Annotated in this window: 16 protein-coding genes; 11 read left to right on the forward strand and 5 right to left on the reverse strand. The window is 73.5% G+C overall.

Features of this window, described 5'->3' with window-relative positions:
- Positions 1–70 precede the first annotated feature (70 nt).
- On the reverse strand, positions 71–1,333 hold the full coding sequence (locus ACF08W_RS11175; RefSeq protein ID WP_352273590.1) for a nucleotide sugar dehydrogenase: 1,263 nt from the start codon (positions 1,331–1,333) through the stop codon (positions 71–73).
- Positions 1,334–1,589: 256 nt separating this feature from the next.
- Between ACF08W_RS11175 and ACF08W_RS11180 the strand changes: the two genes are divergently transcribed.
- The gene (locus ACF08W_RS11180) at positions 1,590–3,296 is read left to right on the forward strand and encodes a glycerol-3-phosphate dehydrogenase/oxidase (RefSeq protein WP_352273589.1); all 1,707 of its coding nucleotides are present in this window, start codon (positions 1,590–1,592) and stop codon (positions 3,294–3,296) included.
- Here ACF08W_RS11180 and ACF08W_RS11185 read toward each other — a convergent pair.
- Positions 3,293–4,411 (reverse strand): serine hydrolase domain-containing protein, encoded by a 1,119-nt coding sequence (locus ACF08W_RS11185; protein ID WP_392279097.1) that lies wholly within the window; start codon positions 4,409–4,411, stop codon positions 3,293–3,295. The two genes, ACF08W_RS11180 and ACF08W_RS11185, sit on opposite strands and share 4 nt — an antisense overlap.
- Positions 4,412–4,531: 120 nt before the next feature.
- On the opposite strand from ACF08W_RS11185, the gene ACF08W_RS11190 reads away from it, so the two are divergent.
- From ACF08W_RS11190 to ACF08W_RS11210, 5 genes are all read left to right on the forward strand, one after another.
- Complete coding sequence (locus tag ACF08W_RS11190) at positions 4,532–6,493, forward strand: serine/threonine-protein kinase (RefSeq protein WP_392279098.1); 1,962 nt, start codon at positions 4,532–4,534, stop codon at positions 6,491–6,493.
- A 223-nt stretch (positions 6,494–6,716) separates the two neighbouring features.
- Positions 6,717–9,308, forward strand: a complete 2,592-nt coding sequence (locus ACF08W_RS11195; RefSeq protein ID WP_392279099.1) for a serine/threonine protein kinase — start codon at positions 6,717–6,719, stop codon at positions 9,306–9,308.
- Between the two features lie 148 nt (positions 9,309–9,456).
- Positions 9,457–11,151 (forward strand): serine/threonine-protein kinase, encoded by a 1,695-nt coding sequence (locus ACF08W_RS11200; RefSeq protein ID WP_392279100.1) that lies wholly within the window; start codon positions 9,457–9,459, stop codon positions 11,149–11,151.
- A gap of 114 nt (positions 11,152–11,265) precedes the next feature.
- Positions 11,266–12,894 carry a succinic semialdehyde dehydrogenase gene (locus ACF08W_RS11205; RefSeq protein ID WP_385208370.1) on the forward strand — a complete coding sequence of 543 codons (1,629 nt, stop codon included), beginning with the start codon at positions 11,266–11,268 and terminating at the stop codon, positions 12,892–12,894.
- Between the two features lie 52 nt (positions 12,895–12,946).
- A complete protein-coding gene (locus ACF08W_RS11210; protein ID WP_392279101.1) occupies positions 12,947–14,776 on the forward strand; it encodes a GMC oxidoreductase in 1,830 nt (609 codons plus the stop codon).
- A gap of 322 nt (positions 14,777–15,098) precedes the next feature.
- On the opposite strand, the gene ACF08W_RS11215 is transcribed toward ACF08W_RS11210, so the two are convergent.
- Positions 15,099–15,428, reverse strand: coding sequence for a chorismate mutase (locus ACF08W_RS11215; RefSeq protein WP_392279102.1), 330 nt, complete (start codon positions 15,426–15,428; stop codon positions 15,099–15,101).
- Between the two features lie 344 nt (positions 15,429–15,772).
- Between ACF08W_RS11215 and guaA the strand changes: the two genes are divergently transcribed.
- The 5 genes from guaA (at position 15,773) to ACF08W_RS11240 (ending at position 20,964) form a co-directional block, all read left to right on the forward strand.
- The gene (guaA, locus tag ACF08W_RS11220; RefSeq protein ID WP_352273581.1) at positions 15,773–17,359 is read left to right on the forward strand and encodes a glutamine-hydrolyzing GMP synthase; all 1,587 of its coding nucleotides are present in this window, start codon (positions 15,773–15,775) and stop codon (positions 17,357–17,359) included.
- 126 nt (positions 17,360–17,485) lie between these two features.
- Complete coding sequence (locus ACF08W_RS11225) at positions 17,486–18,094, forward strand: Uma2 family endonuclease (protein WP_392279103.1); 609 nt, start codon at positions 17,486–17,488, stop codon at positions 18,092–18,094.
- A 111-nt stretch (positions 18,095–18,205) separates the two neighbouring features.
- Positions 18,206–18,988 (forward strand): class II aldolase/adducin family protein, encoded by a 783-nt coding sequence (locus tag ACF08W_RS11230; RefSeq protein WP_352273580.1) that lies wholly within the window; start codon positions 18,206–18,208, stop codon positions 18,986–18,988.
- Positions 18,989–19,100: 112 nt separating this feature from the next.
- Positions 19,101–20,369 (forward strand): hypothetical protein, encoded by a 1,269-nt coding sequence (locus ACF08W_RS11235; RefSeq protein ID WP_352273579.1) that lies wholly within the window; start codon positions 19,101–19,103, stop codon positions 20,367–20,369.
- 85 nt (positions 20,370–20,454) lie between these two features.
- Positions 20,455–20,964, forward strand: a complete 510-nt coding sequence (locus ACF08W_RS11240; protein WP_352273578.1) for a DoxX family protein — start codon at positions 20,455–20,457, stop codon at positions 20,962–20,964.
- On the opposite strand, the gene ACF08W_RS11245 is transcribed toward ACF08W_RS11240, so the two are convergent.
- Both ACF08W_RS11245 and ACF08W_RS11250 read right to left on the reverse strand, forming a co-directional pair.
- Complete coding sequence (locus tag ACF08W_RS11245; RefSeq protein ID WP_392279104.1) at positions 20,871–21,134, reverse strand: hypothetical protein; 264 nt, start codon at positions 21,132–21,134, stop codon at positions 20,871–20,873. The genes ACF08W_RS11240 and ACF08W_RS11245 overlap by 94 nt on opposite strands.
- Positions 21,121–22,458, reverse strand: a complete 1,338-nt coding sequence (locus ACF08W_RS11250; RefSeq protein WP_352273576.1) for a PspC domain-containing protein — start codon at positions 22,456–22,458, stop codon at positions 21,121–21,123. Before ACF08W_RS11250 ends, ACF08W_RS11245 begins: the two co-directional genes overlap by 14 nt.
- Between the last annotated feature and the right edge of the window lie 149 nt (positions 22,459–22,607).

Consider the following 22,607-nt stretch of genomic DNA (forward strand, 5'->3'; position numbering starts at 1 on the left):
GCGATGAGTGACGCCGCAGGCTAGCAGCCGTCTGTGACATCGCCCACCGAAATGGGGGGAGCGGGATCCCTCAGAGCCGGTGCGCCGCCCCCGCCGGGGTCGCGCCGCGGGTGTCCAGGAGGAGCTGGGCCTTCACCGCGAGCCCCTGGAGGTCGTAGGTCCGGTGGTGCTGGAGCAGCACCGTGAGGTCGGCGCCGGCCGCCGCCTCGTACAGCGAGTCGGCGCGCGGGACCGGCAGCTCGCGGACCCGCCAGTCGTGGACGTACGGGTCGTGGTAACCGATCTGGGCGCCCATGTCCATCAGCCGGTTCGCGATCTCCCGGGCCGGGGCGCCCTCCTGGTCGGCCAGGTCGGGCTTGTACGTGACCCCGAGCAGCAGCACCCGGGCGCCGCGCACGGACTTGCCGTGCTCGTTCAGCAGGGTGGCGCAGCGCTGGATCACGTACCGGGGCATCCGGTCGTTGATCTCCTGGGCCAGCGAGACCATCCGCAGCGGGTGACCGGGGGTGCGGGTGTGGTACGGGAGGTAGCCGGGGTCCACGGGGGCGCCGTGGCCGCCGACGCCGGGGCCGGGCCGGAAGGGCTGGAACCCGAAGGGCTTGGTCTCGGCGCACCGGATGACGTCCCACAGATCGACCCCGAGGTCGTGGCAGAGCACCGCCATCTCGTTGACCAGGGCGATGTTGACGTGCCGGAAGTTGGTCTCCAGGACCTTGGTCATCTCGGCCTCGCGCGGTCCGCGGGCGCGGACGACCTTGTCGGTGAGCCGGTTGTAGAAGGCGGCGGCCGATTCGGTGCAGGCGGGGGTGAGGCCGCCGATGACCTTGGGGGTGTTGGCGTAGCCGTGGGTCCGGCTGCCGGGGTCGAGGCGGCCGGGGGAGCAGGCGAGGTGGAAGTCGCGGCCGGCCCGCAGCCCGGAGCCCTCTTCGAGCAGCGGCCGCAGGTAGTCCTCGGTGGTGCCCGGCGGCACGGCCGACTCCAGCAGGACGGTGGTGTGCGGGCGCAGCCGGGCGGCGAGCGCGCGGGCCGCGTCGCCGACGGCGGTCAGGTCGAGGGAGTGGTCGGCGCCGAGCGGGGTGGGCGCGCAGATCACCGCGGTTCGGACCCGGCCCAGCTCGGCCGGGTCGGTGGTGGGCCGGAAGCCCCGTGAGAGCATCCGGCGGATCTCGGAGGCGGTGAGCGACCCCTCGACGGGGGTGCGGCCCGCGGCGAGTTCGGTGCAGGCGCGCGGGTCGATGTCGTAGCCGACCGTCTGCACGCCCGCGGTGACGGCGGCCTGGGCGAGCGGCAGGCCGAGGTGGCCGAGTCCGATGACTGCGAGGTCTGCGGGCATGAGGACGGCCGTCCTTCCCGGTCGGTCTATGACATGAGGGCAGAAAGCGCAACCGCTGTGGACAGCGCAATGTAACACTAGGCTTATATATGACCTATATGTCGCATTGTTGACCGCCTGTCGTCCTGGTGTTTTCCACAGGCGGTGGCCGAAGTCGGGGACGGCGGACAGAATCGAGAGGTGGGCACGGCGCGCAGACCGCCCGGTCGGCGGCTGCCCGCGTGCCGGACCACCCCGATCCACCCGGGAGGCAGCAGTGAGGACAGCGACACTGGGACCCGCGGAGCGTGCCGAGGCGCTGGCCGCGATGGCCGAGCGCGAACTGGACGTGCTGGTCGTGGGAGCGGGCGTGGTCGGCGCCGGCACGGCGTTGGACGCGGCGACGCGAGGGCTCGCCACGGGCCTGGTCGAGGCGCGGGACTGGGCCTCCGGCACGTCGAGCAGATCGAGCAAGCTGATCCACGGCGGGCTGCGCTATCTGGAGATGCTCGACTTCGCGCTGGTCCGGGAGGCGCTGAAGGAGCGCGGGCTGCTGCTGCAACGGCTGGCCCCGCACCTGGTGAAGCCGGTGCCCTTCCTGTACCCCTTGCAGCACAAGGGGTGGGAGCGGTTCTACGCGGGCTCCGGCGTGGCGCTCTACGACGCGATGTCGGTGTCGTCGGGCCATGGCCGCGGCCTTCCCGTCCACCGGCACCTCTCCCGCCGCCACGCGCTGCGGGTCGCCCCGGCGCTGCGGAAGGACGCGCTGGTCGGGGCCCTGCAGTACTACGACGCCCAGATGGACGACGCCCGTTACGTGGCCACCCTGGTGCGCACCGCCGCCGGGTACGGCGCGCGGGTGGCCAACCGGGCGCGGGTGATCGGCTTCCTCCGGGAGGGCGAGCGGGTGGTCGGTGCCCGGGTGCAGGACGTCGAGGCGGGCGGGGAGTACGAGGTCAGGGCCAAACAGGTGGTCAACGCCACCGGGGTCTGGACGGACGACACCCAGGCACTGATCGGCGAGCGCGGGCAGTTCCACGTCCGGGCCTCCAAGGGGATCCACCTGGTCGTTCCCAAGGACCGCATCCACTCCTCGTCGGGCCTGATCCTGCGCACCGAGAAGTCCGTCCTCTTCGTGATCCCGTGGGGGCGGCACTGGATCATCGGCACGACGGACACCGACTGGGACCTGGACAAGGCGCACCCGGCGGCGTCCAGCGCCGACATCGACTATCTCCTCGAACACGTCAACTCGGTCCTCGCCACGCCGCTGACCAGGGACGACGTGCAGGGGGTCTATGCCGGGCTGCGACCGCTGCTGGCCGGCGAGTCCGACGCCACGAGCAAGCTCTCCCGCGAGCACACGGTGGCCCATCCGCTGCCCGGCCTGGTGGTCGTGGCGGGCGGGAAGTACACCACGTACCGGGTGATGGCGAAGGACGCCGTGGACGAGGCGGTGCACGGGCTGGACCAGCGGGTGGCGGCCTGCGTCACCGAGGAGATCCCGCTGCTGGGCGCGGAGGGCTACCCGGCCCTGTGGAACGCCCGCGCCAGGATCGCGGCCCGCACCGGACTGCACGTCGCCCGGCTGGAGCATCTGCTCAACCGCTACGGCTCGATGACCGAGCAGGTCCTGGAGCTGATAGTCGCCGATCCGGAACTGGGCGAGCCGCTGCCCGCGGCGGACGACTACCTGAAGGCGGAGATCGTCTACGCCGCCTCGCACGAGGGCGCCCGCCACCTCGACGACGTGCTGACCCGCCGCACCCGGATCTCCATAGAGACCTTCGACCGGGGCACGCACAGCGCCAGACTCTGCGCGGAGCTGATGGCTCCGGTGCTGGGCTGGGACGCGGGCCAGATCGACCGCGAGGTCGAGCACTACGAGAAGCGGGTGGAGGCGGAACGGGAGTCGCAGCTCCAGCCCGACGACCTCACGGCCGACGCGGCCCGGCTCGGCGCTCCGGACATCGTCCCGATCTAGAGAGCCCCCGGCCGGGGGGTTCCCGGCCGGGGGGTTCCCGGCTCGGGGTTCTCCGGGCAGAACTCCGCGTCCAGCAGTGCGGGTTCGAGCGTGTCGGCGTCGGTGAGGGTGTCCGTGTCGATGCGGTAGGTCAGGGTGTGCCGTCCGTCCCGGGTGGTGGCGGTACGGACGTAACTGCCCGTGATGCGTCCGTTGTGCCCCCAGACGGTGATGCCGCAGGAGAGCTTCTCCGGGTAGAGGCCCAGGCCGTAGACGCCGTGCGTGGCCCGGGTGTCCGTCATCAGGGCGAGCTGGGCGGGGGCGAGGAGGCGGCCGCCCAGCAGGGCCGCGTAGAAGCGGTTCAGGTCGTCGAGCGTGGAGACGAGGGAGCCGGCCGCGCCCGCCGCGCGCGGGTCGAGCGTGGTGACGTCGCGGAGGGCGCCGTCGTCCGGGTCCCGGGTGTAGGCCCGGCCGTGCGGGGCGGGCAGTTCGGTGCGGGCGCCCGGGAAGGAGGTGCCGGTGAGGCGGAGCGGGGTGATGACGCGGTCGCGGACCTCGGCGGCGTAGTCGTGTCCGGTGACCCGTTGGACGACGAGTCCGAGGACCGCGTAGTCGGTGTTGGAGTAGGCGTAGCGGCCGGGCGCGCCCGTCGGAGGGTGGGCCAGGGCGGTGCGGACCGCCTCGGCGCCGGAGCGGGGGCGGGCCGAGGGGTCGGCGGTGTAGTCGTAGAGGCCGCTGGTGTGGTCGAGCAGTCGGCGCAGGGAGATCCGGCGGCCGTCGTTGCCGTGCCCGCGGATCAGCCCCGGCAGCAGCCGTTCCACCGGGTCCGACAGCCGCAGCCGGCCCTCCTGCACGAGCTGGAGCACGACGGTGGCGACGAAGGTCTTGGTGATGCTGCCCGCCCGGAACCGGTCCGCCGCCCGGATGTTGGGCCCCGTCGAGCGGTAGGTGCCGTACCGTGCGGGGGAGGAGCCGCGGGCCAGCAGCGCCGCGGTGGGCGCACCGCCCTCGGCGACGAGCCGGGGAAGGTGGGCGGCCGCGGGAGTGAGGTGTGGTTCGCTGGGCAGGCGTGTCGTCCCCAGGCCGAGGAGCGCCAGCGCCAGCGGGGCGGCGAGCAGCGCTCGGGGTATCGGCATGGCGGGGATTCCCTTTCTCCGGGCCCATCATGACGCGCCCGCGGACCCGGCACCACGACCGGCGCCGGGGTGAGGGACAATGAACGCTCTGCCAGGGCGGGTTGATCGCAGAGGGGACGCATGTCGGAGGCGGAGCAGGCACGGGAGCCCCAACGGGACAAGGAAGGACGTCTCCTCGCGGGGCGGTACCGGCTCGGGGAGGTGCTCGGCCGGGGCGGTATGGGCACGGTCTGGCGTGCCGTCGACGAGACGCTGGGCCGCACGGTCGCGGTCAAGGAACTGCGGTTTCCCTCGGCCATCGACGACGACGAGAAGCGACGGCTGATCACGCGCACGCTGCGTGAGGCGAAGGCGATCGCCCGGATCCGCAACAACGGCGCGGTGACGGTCTACGACGTGGTCGACGAGGACGACCGCCCGTGGATCGTGATGGAGCTCATCGAGGGCAAGTCCCTCGCCGAAGCGGTGCGCGAGGACGGCGTTCTGACGCCGCGACGGGCGGCCGAGGTCGGCCTCGCGATACTCGACGTGCTCAGATCGGCGCACCGCGAGGGCATCCTGCACCGCGATGTGAAGCCGTCCAACGTACTGATCGCCGAGGACGGCCGGGTCGTGCTGACCGACTTCGGCATCGCCCAGGTCGAGGGCGACCCCTCGGTCACCTCGACCGGCATGCTCGTCGGCGCCCCGTCGTACATCTCGCCCGAGCGCGCCCGGGGCCACAAGCCGGGGCCGCCCGCCGACCTCTGGTCGCTCGGCGGTCTGCTGTACGCGAGCGTCGAGGGCTCCCCGCCGTACGACAAGGGATCGGCCATCGCCACCCTGACCGCGGTGATGACCGAGCCGCTCGACCCGCCGAAGAACGCCGGTCCGCTGACGGACGTCATCTACGGGCTCCTCGCCAAGGACCCCGAGCAGCGGCTCGACGACGAGGGCGCCCGTGCCCTCCTCAACGACGTGATCCACGCGCCGGAGAAGTCGGAGCCGGCCCCGCCGCCGGCCGAGGCCACCCGGATCATGGCGCTGCCCACGGCCCCGCCCGAGTCCCGGCCCAAGGCCGCGCCGAACGCGGCGGAGCAGGGCGAGGGCACGCGGGACCGGCTGCGCGGCGCCCTCCGCTCGGTACGGAACGCGAAGCCGGCCGCGGCGGCCGGGACGGCGGCGACCACCGCCACGCCCTCGACGGCTCCCGCCCCGGCGGCGAAGGCCGGTAACGGGGCAGGCGCGGCCACCCCCGCCAAGCCCGCCGCCCCGCCCCGCCCGGCCCCGGCGTCGTCTGCGCCGCCGGCCCCGCCGCGCGCCTCCCTCACGGACGTGGTCCCGCGCCGCACCCTGGCGATCATCGCGGCGGTGATCGTGCTCGCCGTGATCGGTACCGTCGTCGCCCTCTCGTCCGGCGGGGACGACAAGAACGACGGAGCCAAGAGCGGGAGCGACGCGCCCGTCTCCACCGGTCCCTCGAAGACGGCCGACGGCGCCGCCGAGCCCGACAGCGGCACCGGCGGCGGCAAGGGCCAGGACCAGAAGGGCGACCAGGGCCGGGGCGGCAACGGCGGTCAGGACCAGAACCAGGGCCAGAAGGGCGACGGGAACGGCAAGGAGGACGGCAAGCAGGGCGACGCGCTGCCGGACGACTACCGCAAGGTCACCAGCAAGAAGTTCCACTTCAGCCTGGCCATGCCCGAGGAATTCCGGTTCGACAAGATCGCGGGAGCCAACTCCGGCGCCATCTACAACGAGGACGGCGACTACCCCCGCATCCAGATCGACTTCACCCGTTCCCCCGGCGGCGACGCGGCCGGGGCCTGGAACGCCGCGCGGGCCGGTGTCGCCGCCACCAGCAACGGCTACCGCCACCTGGGCATAAAGAAGGTCGACTACAACGGCTACCCGACCGTCGCGGACTGGCAGTTCGAGCGCAACCAGCAGGGCCACCGCATCCGGGTGCTCAACCGGGGCTTCAAGGTCGACTCCTCCCACGGCTACGCGATCATGATCAGCTGCAAGGCCGACAAGTGGAACGACGAGGAGTGCCGGACGCTGCGCAGGACCGCGTTCGACACCTTCAAGCCCCTCGACTGACCGGGGCCCGCCCGCAACGGGCGGGTGGCGGCGGCCGGGATACGGGGACCCGGCGGCACGGCCGCCGCTCGCCCCGTATCGTGGGGGCCGAGGGCCGCATGCGGCCGACCGGCCGTACCGACAAGTCAACCGCGGGGTGTGCCGCCCCTGTTGACGGGTAGACCGCGGCCAGGGACCGGCACGGTCTTCGTGGCTGGGGGACAGCGCGCTCTGGGGAGGCGTCGTGGACGACTACGCGGGTCGGGTGCTCGCCGACCGCTACCGCCTTCCGCTGTCTTCGGACGACCTGTACGAAACGGTCGAGACCCGGGCGTTCGACACCTACAGCGGGCAGGAAGTCCTGGTCCGGCAGGTGCCGTTGCCCGAGGTGGTGGACGCCGAGGTGCTCGACGCCGACGGCCCGGCCCCGGCCGCCGGTCGGCCCGGTGCCCGGGGCGCGGGCGGGCCCGTCGATCCGGTCGTCCGGCGTGCGGTGGAGGCGGCGCGGGAGGCGGCCCGGGTCCCCGACCACCCCCGGCTCGACCAGGTCTTCGACGTGTTCGCCCAGGAGGGCTCGCTCTGGATCGTGAGCGAGCTCGTCGAGGCCCGCCCGCTCGCCGCCCTGCTCGCCGAGCGCCCGCTCACCCCCTTCCGGGCCGCCGAGATCGGCTCCGACGTGCTGGCCGCCCTGCGGGTGCTCCACGCCCACGGCTGGACCCACCGGAACATCACCGTCCGTACGGTGCTGATCTGCGACGACGGCCGGGTGGTGCTGACCGGGCTGGCGGCCGGGGCGGCCGAGGAGGCGCTCTGCGGATACGTGTCGACCCCGGCCACCGAGGACGACGGATACGGCGCGTACGACGACGAGCGCGGCACGTACGACGAGTACGGCGACGCGTACGACGCCGAGGGCGAAGGCGCCGACGGTGACGACGGCGGCGGGTTCGACGAGCGGGACGGCGGGCTCCGCGACGGGAGCGGGTTCGCCCGCCCGGCGCCCGACGCCGGGCCGGCCGGGATCTTCGCCCCGCCCCGGCCGCTGGTGCCGCCCGCCCCCGCTCCGCCGGCCGAGATGCCCGCCCCGCGCGACCCGGCGGCGATAGAGCCGTCCCGGCCGGAGACGGGCCGGGGCGCGCCCGAGGACGGGGCCGCGCCGGCCCGGGCCGGGCGCCCCGGAGCCATCGCCGCGTACCGGGCCGGTGCCCTGGCCGCCGCCCGGGTCAGCGAGGACCGGCGGCGCGCCGAGTCGGAGGAGACCGGCAACCTGCCGGTGCAGCGCTCCGTGCGACCGGCGGAGGCGGACCGGACCGACCAGTTCCGGAAGATCCCCGCGGGCGGCTCCCAGGCCCTGCCCGTGCAGCGGACCGCGCAGCCTCCCGCCCGGCCTGCCGCCCCGCCTTCCGCGCAGCCGGAGCGGGCGGGCGGCTGGGACGAGGACGGCACGGGCGGCCGTACCGGCTCCGGCTACCGGGGCCCCGCCACCCCGCTCGCGGCCGAGCGCGCCCGGCAGACCAGGATCGCCGTGGTCGGCGCGGTCACCGAGCGCTGGGCGCCCGAGCAGGGCGGCCCGGTCCACGAGAACTGGCGGCTGGCCCCGCCGATCGGCCCCGCCACCGACCTCTGGGCGCTGGGCGCCCTGCTCTACCGCGCGGTCCAGGGCCATGCCCCGTACCCCGAGGAGAGCGCCGCCGAGCTCGTCCAGATGGTCTGCGGCGAGCCGCCCGCCTTCGCCGAGGAGTGCGGTCCGCTGCGCCCCGTCGTCGAGTCCCTGCTGCGCCAGGACCCCACCGAGCGGCCCGACGTCGAGGAGCTGAGCGGCTGGCTGCGCTCCCTGGTGCGCTCGGCGCCCGAGCCGGAGGCCGGGCTGGACGTCGTACCGCTGCCCTCCGCCGACACCGGCCGGCTCCCCGTCGTGCGGCGCCGGGGCGAGCTGGTCCGCCGGCGGCGCGGCAAGGGCGCCGCCCACGGCCGCCACCGGCACGCCCGGGGGAGGGCCGAGCGGCAGGAGACGCCGCTCAGCGAACTGCTCGACCAGCCCGCCCGGCCCCCCGAGCCGCCCCACCCCTCGTACGAACCGCGCGAGCCCAGGCCCTCGAAGGCGCCGCGCACCCCGTCCCGCTCCCGTTCCGGGGACGACGACGGCGGGCGCTCGCCCCGGCGGCTCGGGCGGCTGCTCCTGGTGCTGATCCTGCTGGTGCTCGTCGCCGCCGTCGCGTACGCCGTGGTGTTCATGCCGAAGGCGGGCGAGTCCGGTCCCGGCGCGGCCGCCCCGGGGGTCTCCGGTACGCCGGAGCCGGGCACCGGCGGGCAGGACGGCGACACCTCCCCGGCCACGCCCGGCGAGCAGCAGCCGCAGACCAGCCGCTCCGCCGCCGCCCTCGCCTCCGGCTACACCCTCCGCAAGGACCCCGAGGGGTTCGAGGTCGGCGTCCTCAAGGGCTGGCAGCGCACCCCGGCCAACGCGGACCGTCAGATCCGCTACGGCAGCGGCGGCTTCAGCCTGCTCGTCGTCCCCGGCCGGGACGCCGTCGAGTCCGCGGGCGGCGACCCGCTGGCGTACCAGGCGGACAAGGAGCGGGAGTTGCAGCAGTTCCGCGACTCCGAATGGTCCGGGTCGAGCGGGCTGCGCCGGATCGACGTGGGCCGACAGGCGATGGCGGAGGGCCAGTTCACCTGGCGCGACGCGGCCGGCCGGTCGGTGTACGCCCGCAATCTGGTGATGGTGGTCAACGGCCGCTACCACGTCGTCCAGGTCATCGGCCCGGAGGGCGAGCGCGACAAGGTGACGGAGATCTACGAACAGGCCATCGCCTCCTACCGGGTGACGGGCTGACGCCTCTGCGTACACCGCGCGCCCCGATCCGGGCCACCGGCGGAGCGACAAGCATCACAGTGCGGTCTCTTGGGTGGTGCGAGGTTCCGTGGCCGCTGGTCCGCTCCGTAATCTGGCAGCCGAGTAAACGGGGCGGGGCGGGGATGACGTGGACCGATCACAGAGCACGGAAGCGGGACTGCTGCTGGCCGGGAGGTACCGGCTGGGCGAGGTTCTCGGGCGCGGCGGCATGGGGAAGGTCTGGCGCGCACACGACGAGCTCCTGCACCGTACGGTCGCGGTCAAGGAGCTGACCGCGGCGCTCTACGCCGCCGAGGCCGACCGGGCCGTGCTGCACGCCCGTACGCAGAAGGAGGCGCGCGCGGCCGCCCGGATCACCCACCCGGGCGTGGTGACCGTGCACGACGTCCTGGAGTACGACCAGCGGCCCTGGATCGTCATGCAGTACGTGGACGGTCCCTCGCTCGCCGACGCCGCCAAGGAGAGCGGCGAGGTGGAGCCGCGCGAGGCCGCCCGGATAGGTCTCCACGTCCTGAGCGCCCTGCGCGCCGCGCACGCGGCGGGGGTCCTGCACCGCGATGTGAAGCCGGGGAACGTGCTCCTCGCCAAGGATGGCCAGGTGCTGCTCACCGACTTCGGGATCGCCGCCATCGAGGGCGACTCCACCATCACCCGGACCGGCGAACTGGTCGGCTCCATCGACTACCTGGCGCCCGAGCGGGTCCGCGGCGCCGACCCCGGCCCCGCCTCCGACCTGTGGTCGCTGGGCGCCACGCTCTACACCGCGGTCGAGGGCGGCTCGCCGTTCCGCCGTACGTCCCCGATCTCCACCATGCAGGCGGTCGTCGCCGAGGAGCCCCCGCCGCCCCGCCGGGCGGGCGCGCTGGGCCCGGTGATCACCGCGCTGCTGCGCAAGGAACCGGACGAGCGCCCGTCGGCCGCCGAGACGGAGCGGATGCTGCTGGACGCCATGGAGGGGCGCGAGCCCGTTGCGGCGCAGGCGTACGTGCCGACGCAGGTCGTTCCGGACGAGATGCTGCGCTCCCTGGGGCCGGACGGCTCCGGCACCACGCGGCTGCCGCAGCAGGCGGCCGAGGCCCCGCCCGCCGTCCCCACGCCGACCGCCGTCGGCCCGGCCGCGGCCCCGGCCCAGGCACCCCGGCGCGGCCGCTGGCGCACTGCCGTCCTGGTCGTGCTGGCCGCGGCGCTGGTCGGCGGCGGGGCGGGGCTCGCCGCGATGAAGCTCTCGGACCGTGCGGACAGGAGCACCGAGCGGGGCGCGGCGGCCGCCGGCCCCGTCGACATCGGGGACCCCGCGCCGCCGAAGTCCCAGTCGCCCGAGCCCGGCAAGAGCCCGGAAGGCACGAAGAAGCCCAAGGCCGTACCCGACGGCTGGCACCGGGTGGACGACCCGGAGGGCTTCAGCCTGGCCGTGCCCGACGGCTGGGAGCGCCGGACGGAGGGCAACCAGATCGACTACACCCCGGACGGCGGGCTGCACTACATCCGGATCAGCGTCGACCCGTCGCCCGACTTCGACAACCCGTACGCACACGCGCAGAACCTGGAGCGGCAGCTCGCCGAACGGCTCCCCAGCTATCAGCGGCGGGCCCTGGAGTCCAACATCTACCGGGACCAGCCGGGGGCGGTCTGGGAGTTCTCCTGGACCGAGACCAAGAACCACTCCGGTCCGCGCCACGCGATCGACCAGCTCTACTTCGGCGAGAACGGCGGCCCGGAGTACGGGCTGTACATGACGGGTCCGGAGGAGGACTGGGAGACGACGCGGGAGCAGTTCGACACGATCCTGCGCAGCTGGCGCGCCCCGGAGGGATCCGGCTGAGATCCCGCTGATCAGGGGCTTTGTTGCCAGTGATCGCTGGCTCGTTTGTGGGGAGTGTGAAAACCCGTTACCCACGGGTACCCAAAGCGTGCGGCTGGACGTACTCTCGCCCTCATGACGGACTCGCAGGCCCCTACGTCCACCTCCGCCGCCCCGCTCGGCACCAACCCGGTGGCCGCCGCCCCCAAGGGCGCGCGCACCGCCGCCGATGTGGTGACCCCGGAGGTGGTCGCCCAGCTGACCCGGGGGGTGGCCGGTTCGGGCCGCACCGCCAACCACACCCCCTTCACCGGGGAGAAGCTGGCCGACCTCCCGGAGTCCACTCCCGAGGACGTGGCGGACGCCTTCGCGCGGGCCCGCGCCGCCCAGCCCGCCTGGGCCGCGACGCCGGTCCGCGCCCGCGCCGCCGTCCTGCTCCGCTTCCACGACCTGGTGATCAGCCGCCAGGCCGAGGTGCTCGACCTGATCCAGCTGGAGACCGGCAAGGCCCGGCTGCACGCCCACGAGGAGGTGCAGGCCGTCGCCGTCGCGGCCCGCCACTACGGGCGCCGGGCCGCCGCCTACCTGAAGCCGAAGCGGCACACCGGGGTCGTCCCGACCCTCACCAAGGTCACCGAGCTGCGTCAGCCGCGCGGCGTCGTCGGCCAGATCGCGCCGTGGAACTACCCGCTGGAGCTGTCCGTGGGCGACGCGCTGCCCGCGTTCGTCTCCGGCAACGCCGTCGTGATGAAGCCGGACACCGAGACCGCGCTGACCGCGCTGTGGGCCCGCGACCTGCTGATCGAGGCCGGGCTGCCCGCCGAGGTCTTCCAGGTGGTCATCGGCGAGGGCCCGGTGGTCGGCCCCGAGGTCGTCAAGCACGCCGACTACGTCTCGTTCACCGGCTCCACCCGCACCGGCCGCGAGGTCGCGCAGGGCGCGGCGGCCCGGCTGGTCGGCGTCTCGCTGGAGCTCGGCGGCAAGAACGCCATGCTGGTCCTGGAGGACGCCGACGTGGAGAAGGCCGCGGCGGGCGCCGTCCGCGCCTGCTTCTCCTCCGCCGGGCAGCTCTGCATCTCCATCGAGCGGCTCTACGTCCACGAGTCGATCGCCGACGACTTCGTGGCCCGCTTCGCCGCCCGCACCAGGGCCATGCGGCTCGGCAGCTCCCTCGCCTACGGGGCCGACATGGGCTCGCTGGTCGGCGAGCGCCAGCTGGAGACCGTCACCCGGCATGTCGAGGAGGCCGTCGAGAAGGGCGCCACGCTCGTCGCGGGCGGCGTCGCCCGCCCCGACATCGGCCCGCTGTTCTACGAGCCGACCATCCTCGACGGCGTCGAGGCGCCGATGGCCGTCTGCGGCGAGGAGACCTTCGGCCCGGTCGTCTCCGTCTACCGCTTCACCGACGAGGACGAGGCCGTCGCGCAGGCCAACGCCACCCCGTACGGCCTGAACTCCAGCGTCTGGACGAAGGACTCCCGGCGCGGCCACCGGGTCGCCGCCCGGCTGCGGACCGGCACCGTCAACATCAACGAGGGCTACGCCCCCGCGTACGGCAGCGTCCAGTCACCGATGGGCGGGATGAAGGACTCCGGTCTCGGCCGGCGGCACGGCTCCGAGGGCATCCTCAAGTACACCGAGGCGCAGACCGTCGCCCAGCAGCGGCTGATGCCGCTCGCCCCGTCCTTCGGCATGGACGACGAGAAGTACGCCGCGTTCATGAGCACCAGCCTCAAGGTGATGAAGGCGTTCCGTCTGCGCTGACCCCGCGCCCCTCCCCGCCGCACCGCCCGCCCGTTCCGCACCGAGGAGAGCCATGTCCCAGGACAGCCCTGCCCAGAACCGGTCCGCCGCTCCGGAGGCGGGCGGTGACGACGCCGCCTACGACTACGACGTGGTCGTGATCGGCTCGGGCTTCGGCGGCGCGGTGTCGGCCCTCCGGCTGACCGAGAAGGGGTACCGCGTCGGCGTGCTGGAGGCGGGCCGCCGCTTCACCCGCTCCGAACTGCCCAGGAACTCCTGGGACCTGAAGAACTTCCTGTGGGCCCCCACGCTCGGCCTGTACGGCATCCAGCGCATCCACCTGCTGGGCAACGTCATGGTGCTGGCGGGCGCGGGCGTCGGCGGCGGCTCGCTGAACTACGCCAACACCCTCTACGAGCCGCTCGCCCCGTTCTTCGACGACCCGCAGTGGAAGGACATCACCGACTGGCGCGAGGAGCTGGCCCCGTACTACGACCAGGCCAAGCGGATGCTGGGGGTCCGGATCAACCCGACCATGACCCCCTCCGACGTCCATCTGAAGGCCGCCGCGCAGACCATGGGCATCGGCGACACCTTCCACCTGGCACCGGTGGGCGTCTTCTTCGGGGACGGCGAGGACGGCGACGGCACGGCGCGGGCGAAGCCCGGCGGCGAGGTCCCCGACCCGTTCTTCGGCGGCGCCGGCCCCTCCCGCAAGGCCTGCACCGAGTGCGGCGAGTGCATGACCGGCTGCCGGCACGGCGCGAAGAACACCCTCAACGAGAACTACCTCCACCTCGCCGAGCGGGCGGGCGCGGTCGTCCACCCGATGACCTCGGTCGTCGCCGTCACCGAGAACACCCGGGGCGGCTACGCCGTCAGGACCCTCCCCACCGACAACCGGAAGAAGGGGAAGGGGCGGACGTTCACCGCCCGCAAGGTCGTCGTCGCCGCGGGCACGTACGGCACCCAGACCCTGCTGCACCGGATGAGGGACACCGGGCTGCTGCCCCTGATCTCGCCCCGGCTCGGCGAGCTGACCCGTACCAACTCCGAGGGCCTGGTCGGCGCGCAGACCACCGACCGCCGCTACCGGAAGAAGCACGGGACCGCCCGGGCCGACTTCACCAAGGGCGTCGCCATCACCTCCTCGGTCCACCCGGACGAGAACACCCACATCGAACCCGTCCGGTACGGCAAGGGCTCCAACTCGATGGGCGCGCTGACCGTCCTCCAGGTGCCGTACGGCGCGCACCGGGTCCGCCGCTGGCTGCTCGAACTGGTCAAGCACCCCACGCTCGCCGCCCGGTCGCTCTCCAACCGCCGCTGGTCGGAGCGGACCATCATCGGGCTCGTCATGCAGTCGCTCGACAACTCCCTGACGACCTACCGCAAGCCCCGCGGCCTCGGGAAGGGGCTGCTCACCGCCCGGCAGGGACACGGCGCCCCCAACCCGACGCAGATCGAGGCGGCGACCCGCGGCGCCACCCTGATCGCCCAGGAGATCAACGGCTTCGCCGGGTCCAACGTCGGCGAACTGATGGGCACCCCGCTCACCGCGCACTTCCTCGGCGGCTGCCCGATCGGCGCCAGCGCCGAGGACGGGGTCATCGACCCGTACCACCGGCTCTACGGGCACCCCGGCATCTCCGTCGTCGACGGCTCCGCGGTCTCCGCGAACCTCGGGGTCAACCCCTCGCTCACCATCACCGCCCAGGCCGAGCGCGCCATGTCCTTCTGGCCCAACAAGGGCGAGGCCGACCAGCGCCCGGCCCAGGGCGAGGCGTACACCCGGCTGACCGCCGTCGAACCGCGCTCCCCGGCCGTGCCGAAGGACGCCTTCGGCGCGCTGCGGCTGCCGTTCCTCGGAATACCGGCCGTGCCGCCGAAGAAGAAGCCGTAGCCCGTTCCGTACGGCCCTGCGGATGAGGCCATGGCCCCCGCGCATGCGGAAACGGCCGGCCCCGGGCGTCCCCGGAGCCGGCCGTTTCCTGGGGTGACCGGACTGCTGTCCCCTGCCGACCGGTCACGCACGCCGGGGCGCGGTCCCACGGCGCACCTTTCGAATGCGCCACACGCTCCGGCGGAGTCACGCGTGGTGCGCCTCCCGGGGCTGTCCCCGGTCGGCACCGTCACACACCGGGACCAACGAATCCGCGCCGGAACCGGTCACGCGCCGTACGGGTGAGAGCCCGTCCGAACGCCCGCCCGAACCCCTCGGACGGTCAGGCCCGGCCGCGGCACAGCTCCAGCAGCGTCATGGCGAGCGAGGTGCCGGGCTTGCCGAGCGCGTTCCGGTACGAGCCGAGGATCTCCATCTCGCGGGAGAGGTTGATCCGGCGGCCGCCCGAGGTGATCCGGGCCTCCTGGATCACCGCCGAGACGGCCATCCGCTCCTGGACGAGCCCGATGATCCGGTCGTCGAGGATGTCGATCCGGGCCCGCGCGTCGTCGATCAGCGCGGCGGCCTCCTCGGTGTGCGCGCCGGTCTTCTCGGCAGTGGCCTTCCCAGTGGCCGTCTTCTCGCCGGTGGCGGTGGTGGTGATGCTGCTCATGGTGGTGGCTCCTCGATGGGTGCGGGCCCCGAGCCGAACGGTCCGTAACGCCAAGACGCCCCGGGCCTTTCGGCCCGGGGCGCCTGGAACGTTGCTGGGATCAAGCAACACGACCATGGCAGCCGGCGGGCCGGGTGCCATAGGTAAAGACGAAGGTCGTGTGCTGAAGCATGCGACCAGTATGGCCCGCCCGGCGCGGCCGGACCAACACGGCGCCCGGATGCTGAGACGCCCCGTCCGGGGTGCGGCCAGGGGCGGCCCTGGACGGGCGGGAAGAAGCCGGACCCGGCGACCCCGGTAGAATCGACCTATACAGACCCCCTTTCACCGCCGGAAGGCCGCCCGTGCCAGCAGCACCCCCCGCCGCCCCCGACACCGCCACCGACGTGGTGCTGGTCGTCGACTTCGGCGCGCAGTACGCCCAGCTCATCGCCCGCCGTGTCCGTGAGGCCCGGGTCTACAGCGAGATCGTCCCGTCCACCATGCCGGTGGCCGAGATGCTGGCCAAGAACCCCCGGGCGATCATCCTCTCCGGCGGCCCCTCCTCGGTGTACGCCGAGGGCGCCCCCTCGCTCGACCGCGCGATCTTCGAGGCCGGCGTCCCGGTCTTCGGCATGTGCTACGGCTTCCAGCTGATGGCCACCACCCTCGGCGGCACTGTCGACGACAACGGTGCCCGCGAGTACGGCCGCACCCCGCTCACCGTCTCCAAGAGCGGCTCCACCCTCTTCGAGGGCACCCCCGCCGAACAGTCGGTCTGGATGTCGCACGGCGACGCCTGCTCCGCCGCCCCCGAGGGCTTCACCGTCACCGCGTCCACCGACGTGGTCCCGGTCGCCGCCTTCGAGAACGACGAGAAGAAGCTCTACGGCGTCCAGTACCACCCCGAGGTCCTGCACTCCACCCACGGCCAGCAGGTCCTGGAGCACTTCCTCTACCGGGGCGCCGGCATCGAGCCGAGCTGGACCACCGGCAACGTCATCGAGGAGCAGGTCGCCGCGATCCGTGCCCAGGTCGGCGACAAGCGCGCCATCTGCGGCCTCTCCGGCGGCGTCGACTCCGCGGTCGCCGCGGCCCTCGTCCAGAAGGCCATCGGCTCCCAGCTCACCTGCGTGTACGTCGACCACGGCCTGATGCGCAAGGGCGAGACCGAGCAGGTCGAGAAGGACTTCGTGGCCGCCACCGGCGCCAACCTGAAGGTCGTCGACGCCAGCGAGCGCTTCCTGAAGGCCCTCGCCGGGGTCTCCGACCCGGAGACCAAGCGCAAGATCATCGGCCGGGAGTTCATCCGCGTCTTCGAACAGGCGCAGCTGGAGATCCTCCAGGAGGACGGCCCCGAGGTCGCCTTCCTCGTGCAGGGCACCCTCTACCCGGACATCGTCGAGTCCGGCGGCGGCACCGGCACCGCCAACATCAAGTCGCACCACAACGTGGGCGGCCTCCCCGACGACATCGAGTTCCAGCTCGTCGAGCCGCTGCGCCAGCTGTTCAAGGACGAGGTCCGGATGGTCGGCCAGGAGCTCGGCCTGCCCGACGAGATCGTCCAGCGCCAGCCGTTCCCCGGCCCCGGCCTGGGCATCCGGATCGTCGGCGAGGTCACCAAGGACCGGCTCGACCTCCTTCGCGAGGCCGACGCCATCGCCCGCGAGGAGCTGACCGCGGCCGGTCTGGACCGCGACATCTGGCAGTGCCCGGTGGTCCTGCTCGCCGACGTCCGCTCGGTCGGCGTCCAGGGCGACGGCCGCACCTACGGCCACCCCATCGTGCTGCGCCCGGTCTCCTCCGAGGACGCCATGACCGCCGACTGGTCGCGTCTGCCGTACGAGACCCTCGCCCGGATCTCGACCCGCATCACCAACGAGGTCGCCGACGTCAACCGCGTGGTGCTCGACGTGACGAGCAAGCCGCCGGGGACCATCGAGTGGGAGTGACCTCCGCCTGAGGTCGTTCCTCCAGGTCAACGCCGATGCCGTCGCCCATTCGTCTGGGCGGCGGCATCGGTGTTTGAGCTGGGTACGCCGGCTGAGGAGACGAGACTCTGCCCCATGGGAGCAATCATGAGCGCCGCACCCGGGCCAAGCCTTGAGCAGCAGCGGTACCGGTGGCCCGTCCCGCCCGAAGGTGGATGGAAAGCGGACGACCTCGACCGGATTCCGGGCCTCCCGCCCCACACCGAGCTGATCGACGGGAGTCTCGTTCTCAGGAGTCCGCAGCGGAAGTTCCACACCCGAACGATGTGGTTGCTGGAGCAGGCGCTGCTCGCCCATCTGCCGCCCGACCTCGATGTCGACCGGGAGATGACGATCAGGATCGACGAGCGGAACCGTCCGGAGCCCGACCTGCTCGTCCATCGGGCCGACGCGGACACGGGAGCCGACCGGATCTGGTACGAGCCCGAGGACGTCGTCCTGGCCGTCGAAGTGGTGTCGCCCGATTCGCGGGACCGTGATCGCGACGTCAAGCCGCGCAAGTACGCCGCCGCCGGAATCCGGCACTTCTGGCGTGTGGAGGCGGACGCCAGCGGGCTGCCTACCGTGTACGTGTACGAGTTCGACCCCGCGCTGAAGGCGTACACACCGACCGGCATCCACCACAACAGGCTCAAACGGGATGTTCCTTACCTGATCGACGCGGACCTCACCGGGATCTACCGCCGAGGCAGGTAGCCGGCCGCTCCGCCCCAGGTTCCGCGCGGGATCCGCGGCCCCGGCCCTGGTCACTTGGGGAGACCGGCGGTACCTTCCGGTTTCCCACGACCGGGATTCCGAGGAGCCGCCATGACCGAGTCCGCACCCGCCCCCGCCCCCGTACCCGTGGACCGGCTCCACTTCGCGATGCCGCCCGTGCACGGCTCCCCGGCCGAGGAGCGCGCGTACCGCAAGGAGCGGCTGGCCGGGGCGCTGAGGCTGTTCGGGCAGTACGGCTACGAGGACGGCGTCTCCGGGCACATCACCGCCCGCGACCCGGAGTTCCCCGACTGCTTCTGGGTCAACCCCTTCGGGGCCCCGTTCGACGGACTCGCGCCGGACGAGCTGATCCTGGTCAACGGCGACGGGCAGGTCGTCGAGGGCCGCCGCCACGTCAACCAGGCGGCGTTCGCCGTCCACGCCGCCGTGCACCGGGCCCGCCCGGACACCGTCGCCGTCGCGCACACCCACTCCGTGCACGGCCGGGCGCTGGCCGCCCTCGGCGAGCTGATCGAGCCGATCACCCAGGAGTCCTGCGCCTTCTACGAGGACCACGTCCTGTACGACGCCTACACCGGGGTCGTCGTCGACGAGGAGGAGGGACGCCGGATCGCCGCCGCGCTCGCCGGGCACAAGGCGATCGTGCTGCGCAACCACGGACTGCTCACCGTCGGCGACTCGGTGGACGCGGCCGCCTGGTGGTTCATCTCCCTGGAACGCGCCTGCCAGGTCCAACTGGCCGCGCGGGCCGCCGGGAAGCCGGTGCGGATCGGCCACCGGGAGGCGCTCGCCACCCGGGACCAACTGGGCAGTGACCTGGTCGGGTGGATCAACTACCAGCCCCTCTGGCAGCGGATCAGTCGCACATTCTGACGGTACGCCCCCGGAGCGTGCCCCGATGCGGCCCGGAGTCCCGCCGTACGGCACAATTCGCTGCAATAGCAGCCGAGTTGGCTGCACCGGGCTGGAGAGGGCGGCGTTCCCAGTGGTGTTGGACGAGGCGAGGGCGGGCGGCGCCCACCGGGGCGGCTGCACCTGCGGCGACTGCCCGCACGGGGCGCGCGAGGGCCACCGGCGCGCGGTGGCCGCCTTCCTGGCCAAACGGGACGGGTTCGCCGCCGGTCAGGGGCTGCCGCCCGGCGTCGCGCAGTCCGTCTCCGCGACCCGCCAGTGGGTCTCGGACGAGCTGACCCAGTCGGCCAGGACCGTCGCCGAACGCGGCCGCGAGGAGGGCGACGCCTGGCTGTACCGGGTCTGGCGGCGCACCCTGATCACGGTCTGGGGCGCCCTCGTCCTCCTCCTCGTCGGGGAGTCGGTCACCGCCATCGGCGCGGGCTGGACCAACGCCCGTACGGCGGGGCTGCTCGCCGGGCTCGTCACCGCCGCCCTGCTCACCGGCGCCGCCCACCTCCACCGCGCCCGCGGCGGCCTCCTCGCCCCGCTGATCGGCGAGGACAACCGGCTCTCCACCTCCCGGGCCGTCGCCGTCTCCTGGGTGCTGCTCGCCGTCTTCTCCGTGCTCGTCCTGGCGCTCCAGCTGGCCGGTGCCTCCGGGCACGCCGAGCGCGACGCGCTGATCGAGGGGCTGGACCTGGCCCGGAGCGCGGGGGTGGTGACCGTGCTGGCGCTGGTCTGCGCCGTCGCCGTCGTCGTCCGCCGGGTGGTGACGGTACGGACGCTGTCCGGGCGGCTGCAGAAGCTGCGGGCGGACCGGCCGCGCGCCGCCGACCCGTTCACCGACGACTCGGGGCGGGCCAGCTTCACCGATGTGCAGTACCTGCTGATCAGCACCGTCGCCGTGGTGTTCGCCGCGGTCCGGCTGGCCCGGCGGCCCGAGCAACTGCCGGACCTGCCCTGGGGACTGGCGCTCCTGGTGACCGTCTCGGCGCTCGCCTACTTCGCCGGGAAGTACGTGGAGGGCGGCCGGCCGGTGATCCTCTCGGTGGTCCGGGCCCGGGAGGCCGGGGACCTGGACGCGCCGGTGCGCACCGGCGACGACATCGAGATCCGGGGCGCGGGCTTCGTACCGCCCGGCGCCGGCACACCGGACCGGCTGGCCCGGATGGTCGTCCGGATCGGCCGGGTCCATGTCCACGTGCCGCTGATCCCGGTCACCGGTGGCTTCGCCAACCCGACGGACGGGGTCCTCACCGTGCCGGTCCCGGTCGAGGTCGAGCCGGGCGTGGTGGAGGTGCAGGTGGTCACCGCCGCCGGGGTGGAGACCAACGCGGTCGAGATCGAGGTGACGGACTGACACCGCCTCCGACGACGCGTTCCCCGCGCACGCTGCGTAAGGTCGGGGGTGCGGGGACAGGCCCCGGGGAAGGCGGAGCAGGCACATGCAGGGATACGGAGCGGGCGTACGCGGCCTCGGTGAGCGGCGGGGGCTCAGGGAGACGGCACGGGAGCACGCCCTGCTGCCGCTGCGGTTCTTTCTCGGCATCACCTTCGTCTACGCCGGGCTCGACAAGCTGACCGACCGTTCCTTCTTCCGGGCCACCGGCCCCGGCTCCATCGGCGAGACCATGCACGCGGTGCGCGACTCGTCCGCGATCCCGGCCCTGGTCGACCTCGCGCTGAAGAGCCCCGGCACCTTCGGCTACGCCATCGCCATCGGGGAACTCCTCGTCGGCCTCGGCACCTTCTTCGGGCTGTGGGGGCGGCTCGCCGCGCTCGGCGGTGCGCTGATCTCGCTGAGCCTGTGGCTGACCGTCAGCTGGGCGATCACCCCGTACTACTTCGGCAACGACCTGGCCTATCTCATGGGCTGGCTGCCGCTGGTGCTCGCCGGGTCCGGGGCGTTCTCCCTGGACGCCGTCCTGGCGGCGCGGCGGCGACGGATCAGGTAGCTCGCCCAGGTCACCAGGGTGGCCAGCCAGAGCCCGCCGAAGAACAGCGGGAGGAAGAACGTCCAGGGGGCGTCCCAGTAGCCCGCGGCGTCCGCCGCGTACCCCACCGCCAGGGCGATCATGACCAGGCCCGCCACCGCCCGTCCGGGGCGGATCTCATGAATCGGCACGGGTGACCTCCAGCTCTCCGATGCTCATGTCGAGCCGCAGCTCGACCGTACCGGCCGGTTTGCCGCCGGGGGGCGGGGGCAGGGTCCGGTGCACCTCCTGGGCGGGGTTGATGCCCGCCTCGTGGCCGATCCCGTCCGCCAGCCCGCCGAACCGGTTCACCGGCAGCGCGATGTCGCCCACGGCCACCCGCGCCGCCACCTTCACCGTCACGTCCTTCGGTACGACGACGACCGCGCGGCCGGCCCCGACCTTCACGGCGGTGGTGACCGTCTCGCCCTCGGGGACCGTGAGCCCGGTGAGGTCCAGCCGGGCGTCCCCGGTGCCCAGCCGGTACTGCGGCTGGACCGCCGCCACCGAGGCGGGCCGCCAGGTCTCGCGCACCCAGTGGGTGCTGATGTCCTTGGGCAGCGCGGCGGAGCCCACCAGCAGGACGGCGGTGACCATCGCGAGCAGCACCGTGCCGAACCCGGTCCGGCCCAGGAACGAGCTGACCACCATCCCGAGGCCGAACACCGCCAGCGCGGCGGCCAGCCCGAACTGCAGGCTCGTACCGAACGGCCGGCCCTCCCAGGTCAGCCCCGTCCCCAGCCCGCCCGCGATCAGCGCGCACAGGAAGACCGCCCCGCCGATCGAGGCCGGGCCGCGGGTGCCGCGCTCCGGCCGGGGCGTGCGGAACGGGGAGTCCGGCGTGCCCGCCGGGCGGTCCGCGCGCGGCGGCAGCACCGCGTCGGCCGGCCCCCACAGATAACCGGCGCCGACCGGCCCCGTCGTCCCGTCCTTGACGATCGGGTCGCGCCACCACGACGGGCTGCCCGGCGACGGGGGGGCCCGCACCTCCGGCGGCGCGTCCGGCACCGCCTGGGCCGCCGCCGGCCGGTGCGGATCCTCGGCCGCCGCGGTCCTGCGGTTCTGCGTCCACACGGCGAAGCCGACGACCGCCAGCGACAGCAGCGCGGAGAACGACAGGGTGCCGCCGTTGCCCAGCATCGACAGGAAGAGGCCGCAGCCGATCAGCGCGAGGAGCACCGCGACCAGCGAGGCGCCCTCCACCCGGCCGGACAGCAGCCTGCGCGCCTCGTTCTCCTCCTCGCCGTCCGCCGGGATCAGCAGCCAGGCGAAGCCGTAGAAGATCAGCCCGATGCCGCCGGTCACCGCGAGCACGCCGAGCACGATCCGGAAGATCACCGGGTCGACGTCGCAGTACCGCCCGAGCCCGCCGCACACCCCGGCCACGACCTTCTGCCGCGGGGTACGCCGCAGCAGGGGCGGAGGAGCGGGGGGCGGCGGCGCGGCACCGGGGGCGGCGTCCTGGGGAACGGTCATGGCTCCATGGTGACCGCCCGCCGCCCCGACCGGGACCGGGACCGACCCTGGCCGATCCCTGATATTGGTCCCGGGCCCCGCCAGCCCCGAGGGCCAAGACCTTAGGGGGCCGACCCTGATGCCCCGGCCCGCGCGGGCATGTGACGATC

Source organism: Streptomyces sp. NPDC015144 (assembly GCF_043079735.1).
Taxonomy (GTDB): domain Bacteria; phylum Actinomycetota; class Actinomycetes; order Streptomycetales; family Streptomycetaceae; genus Streptomyces.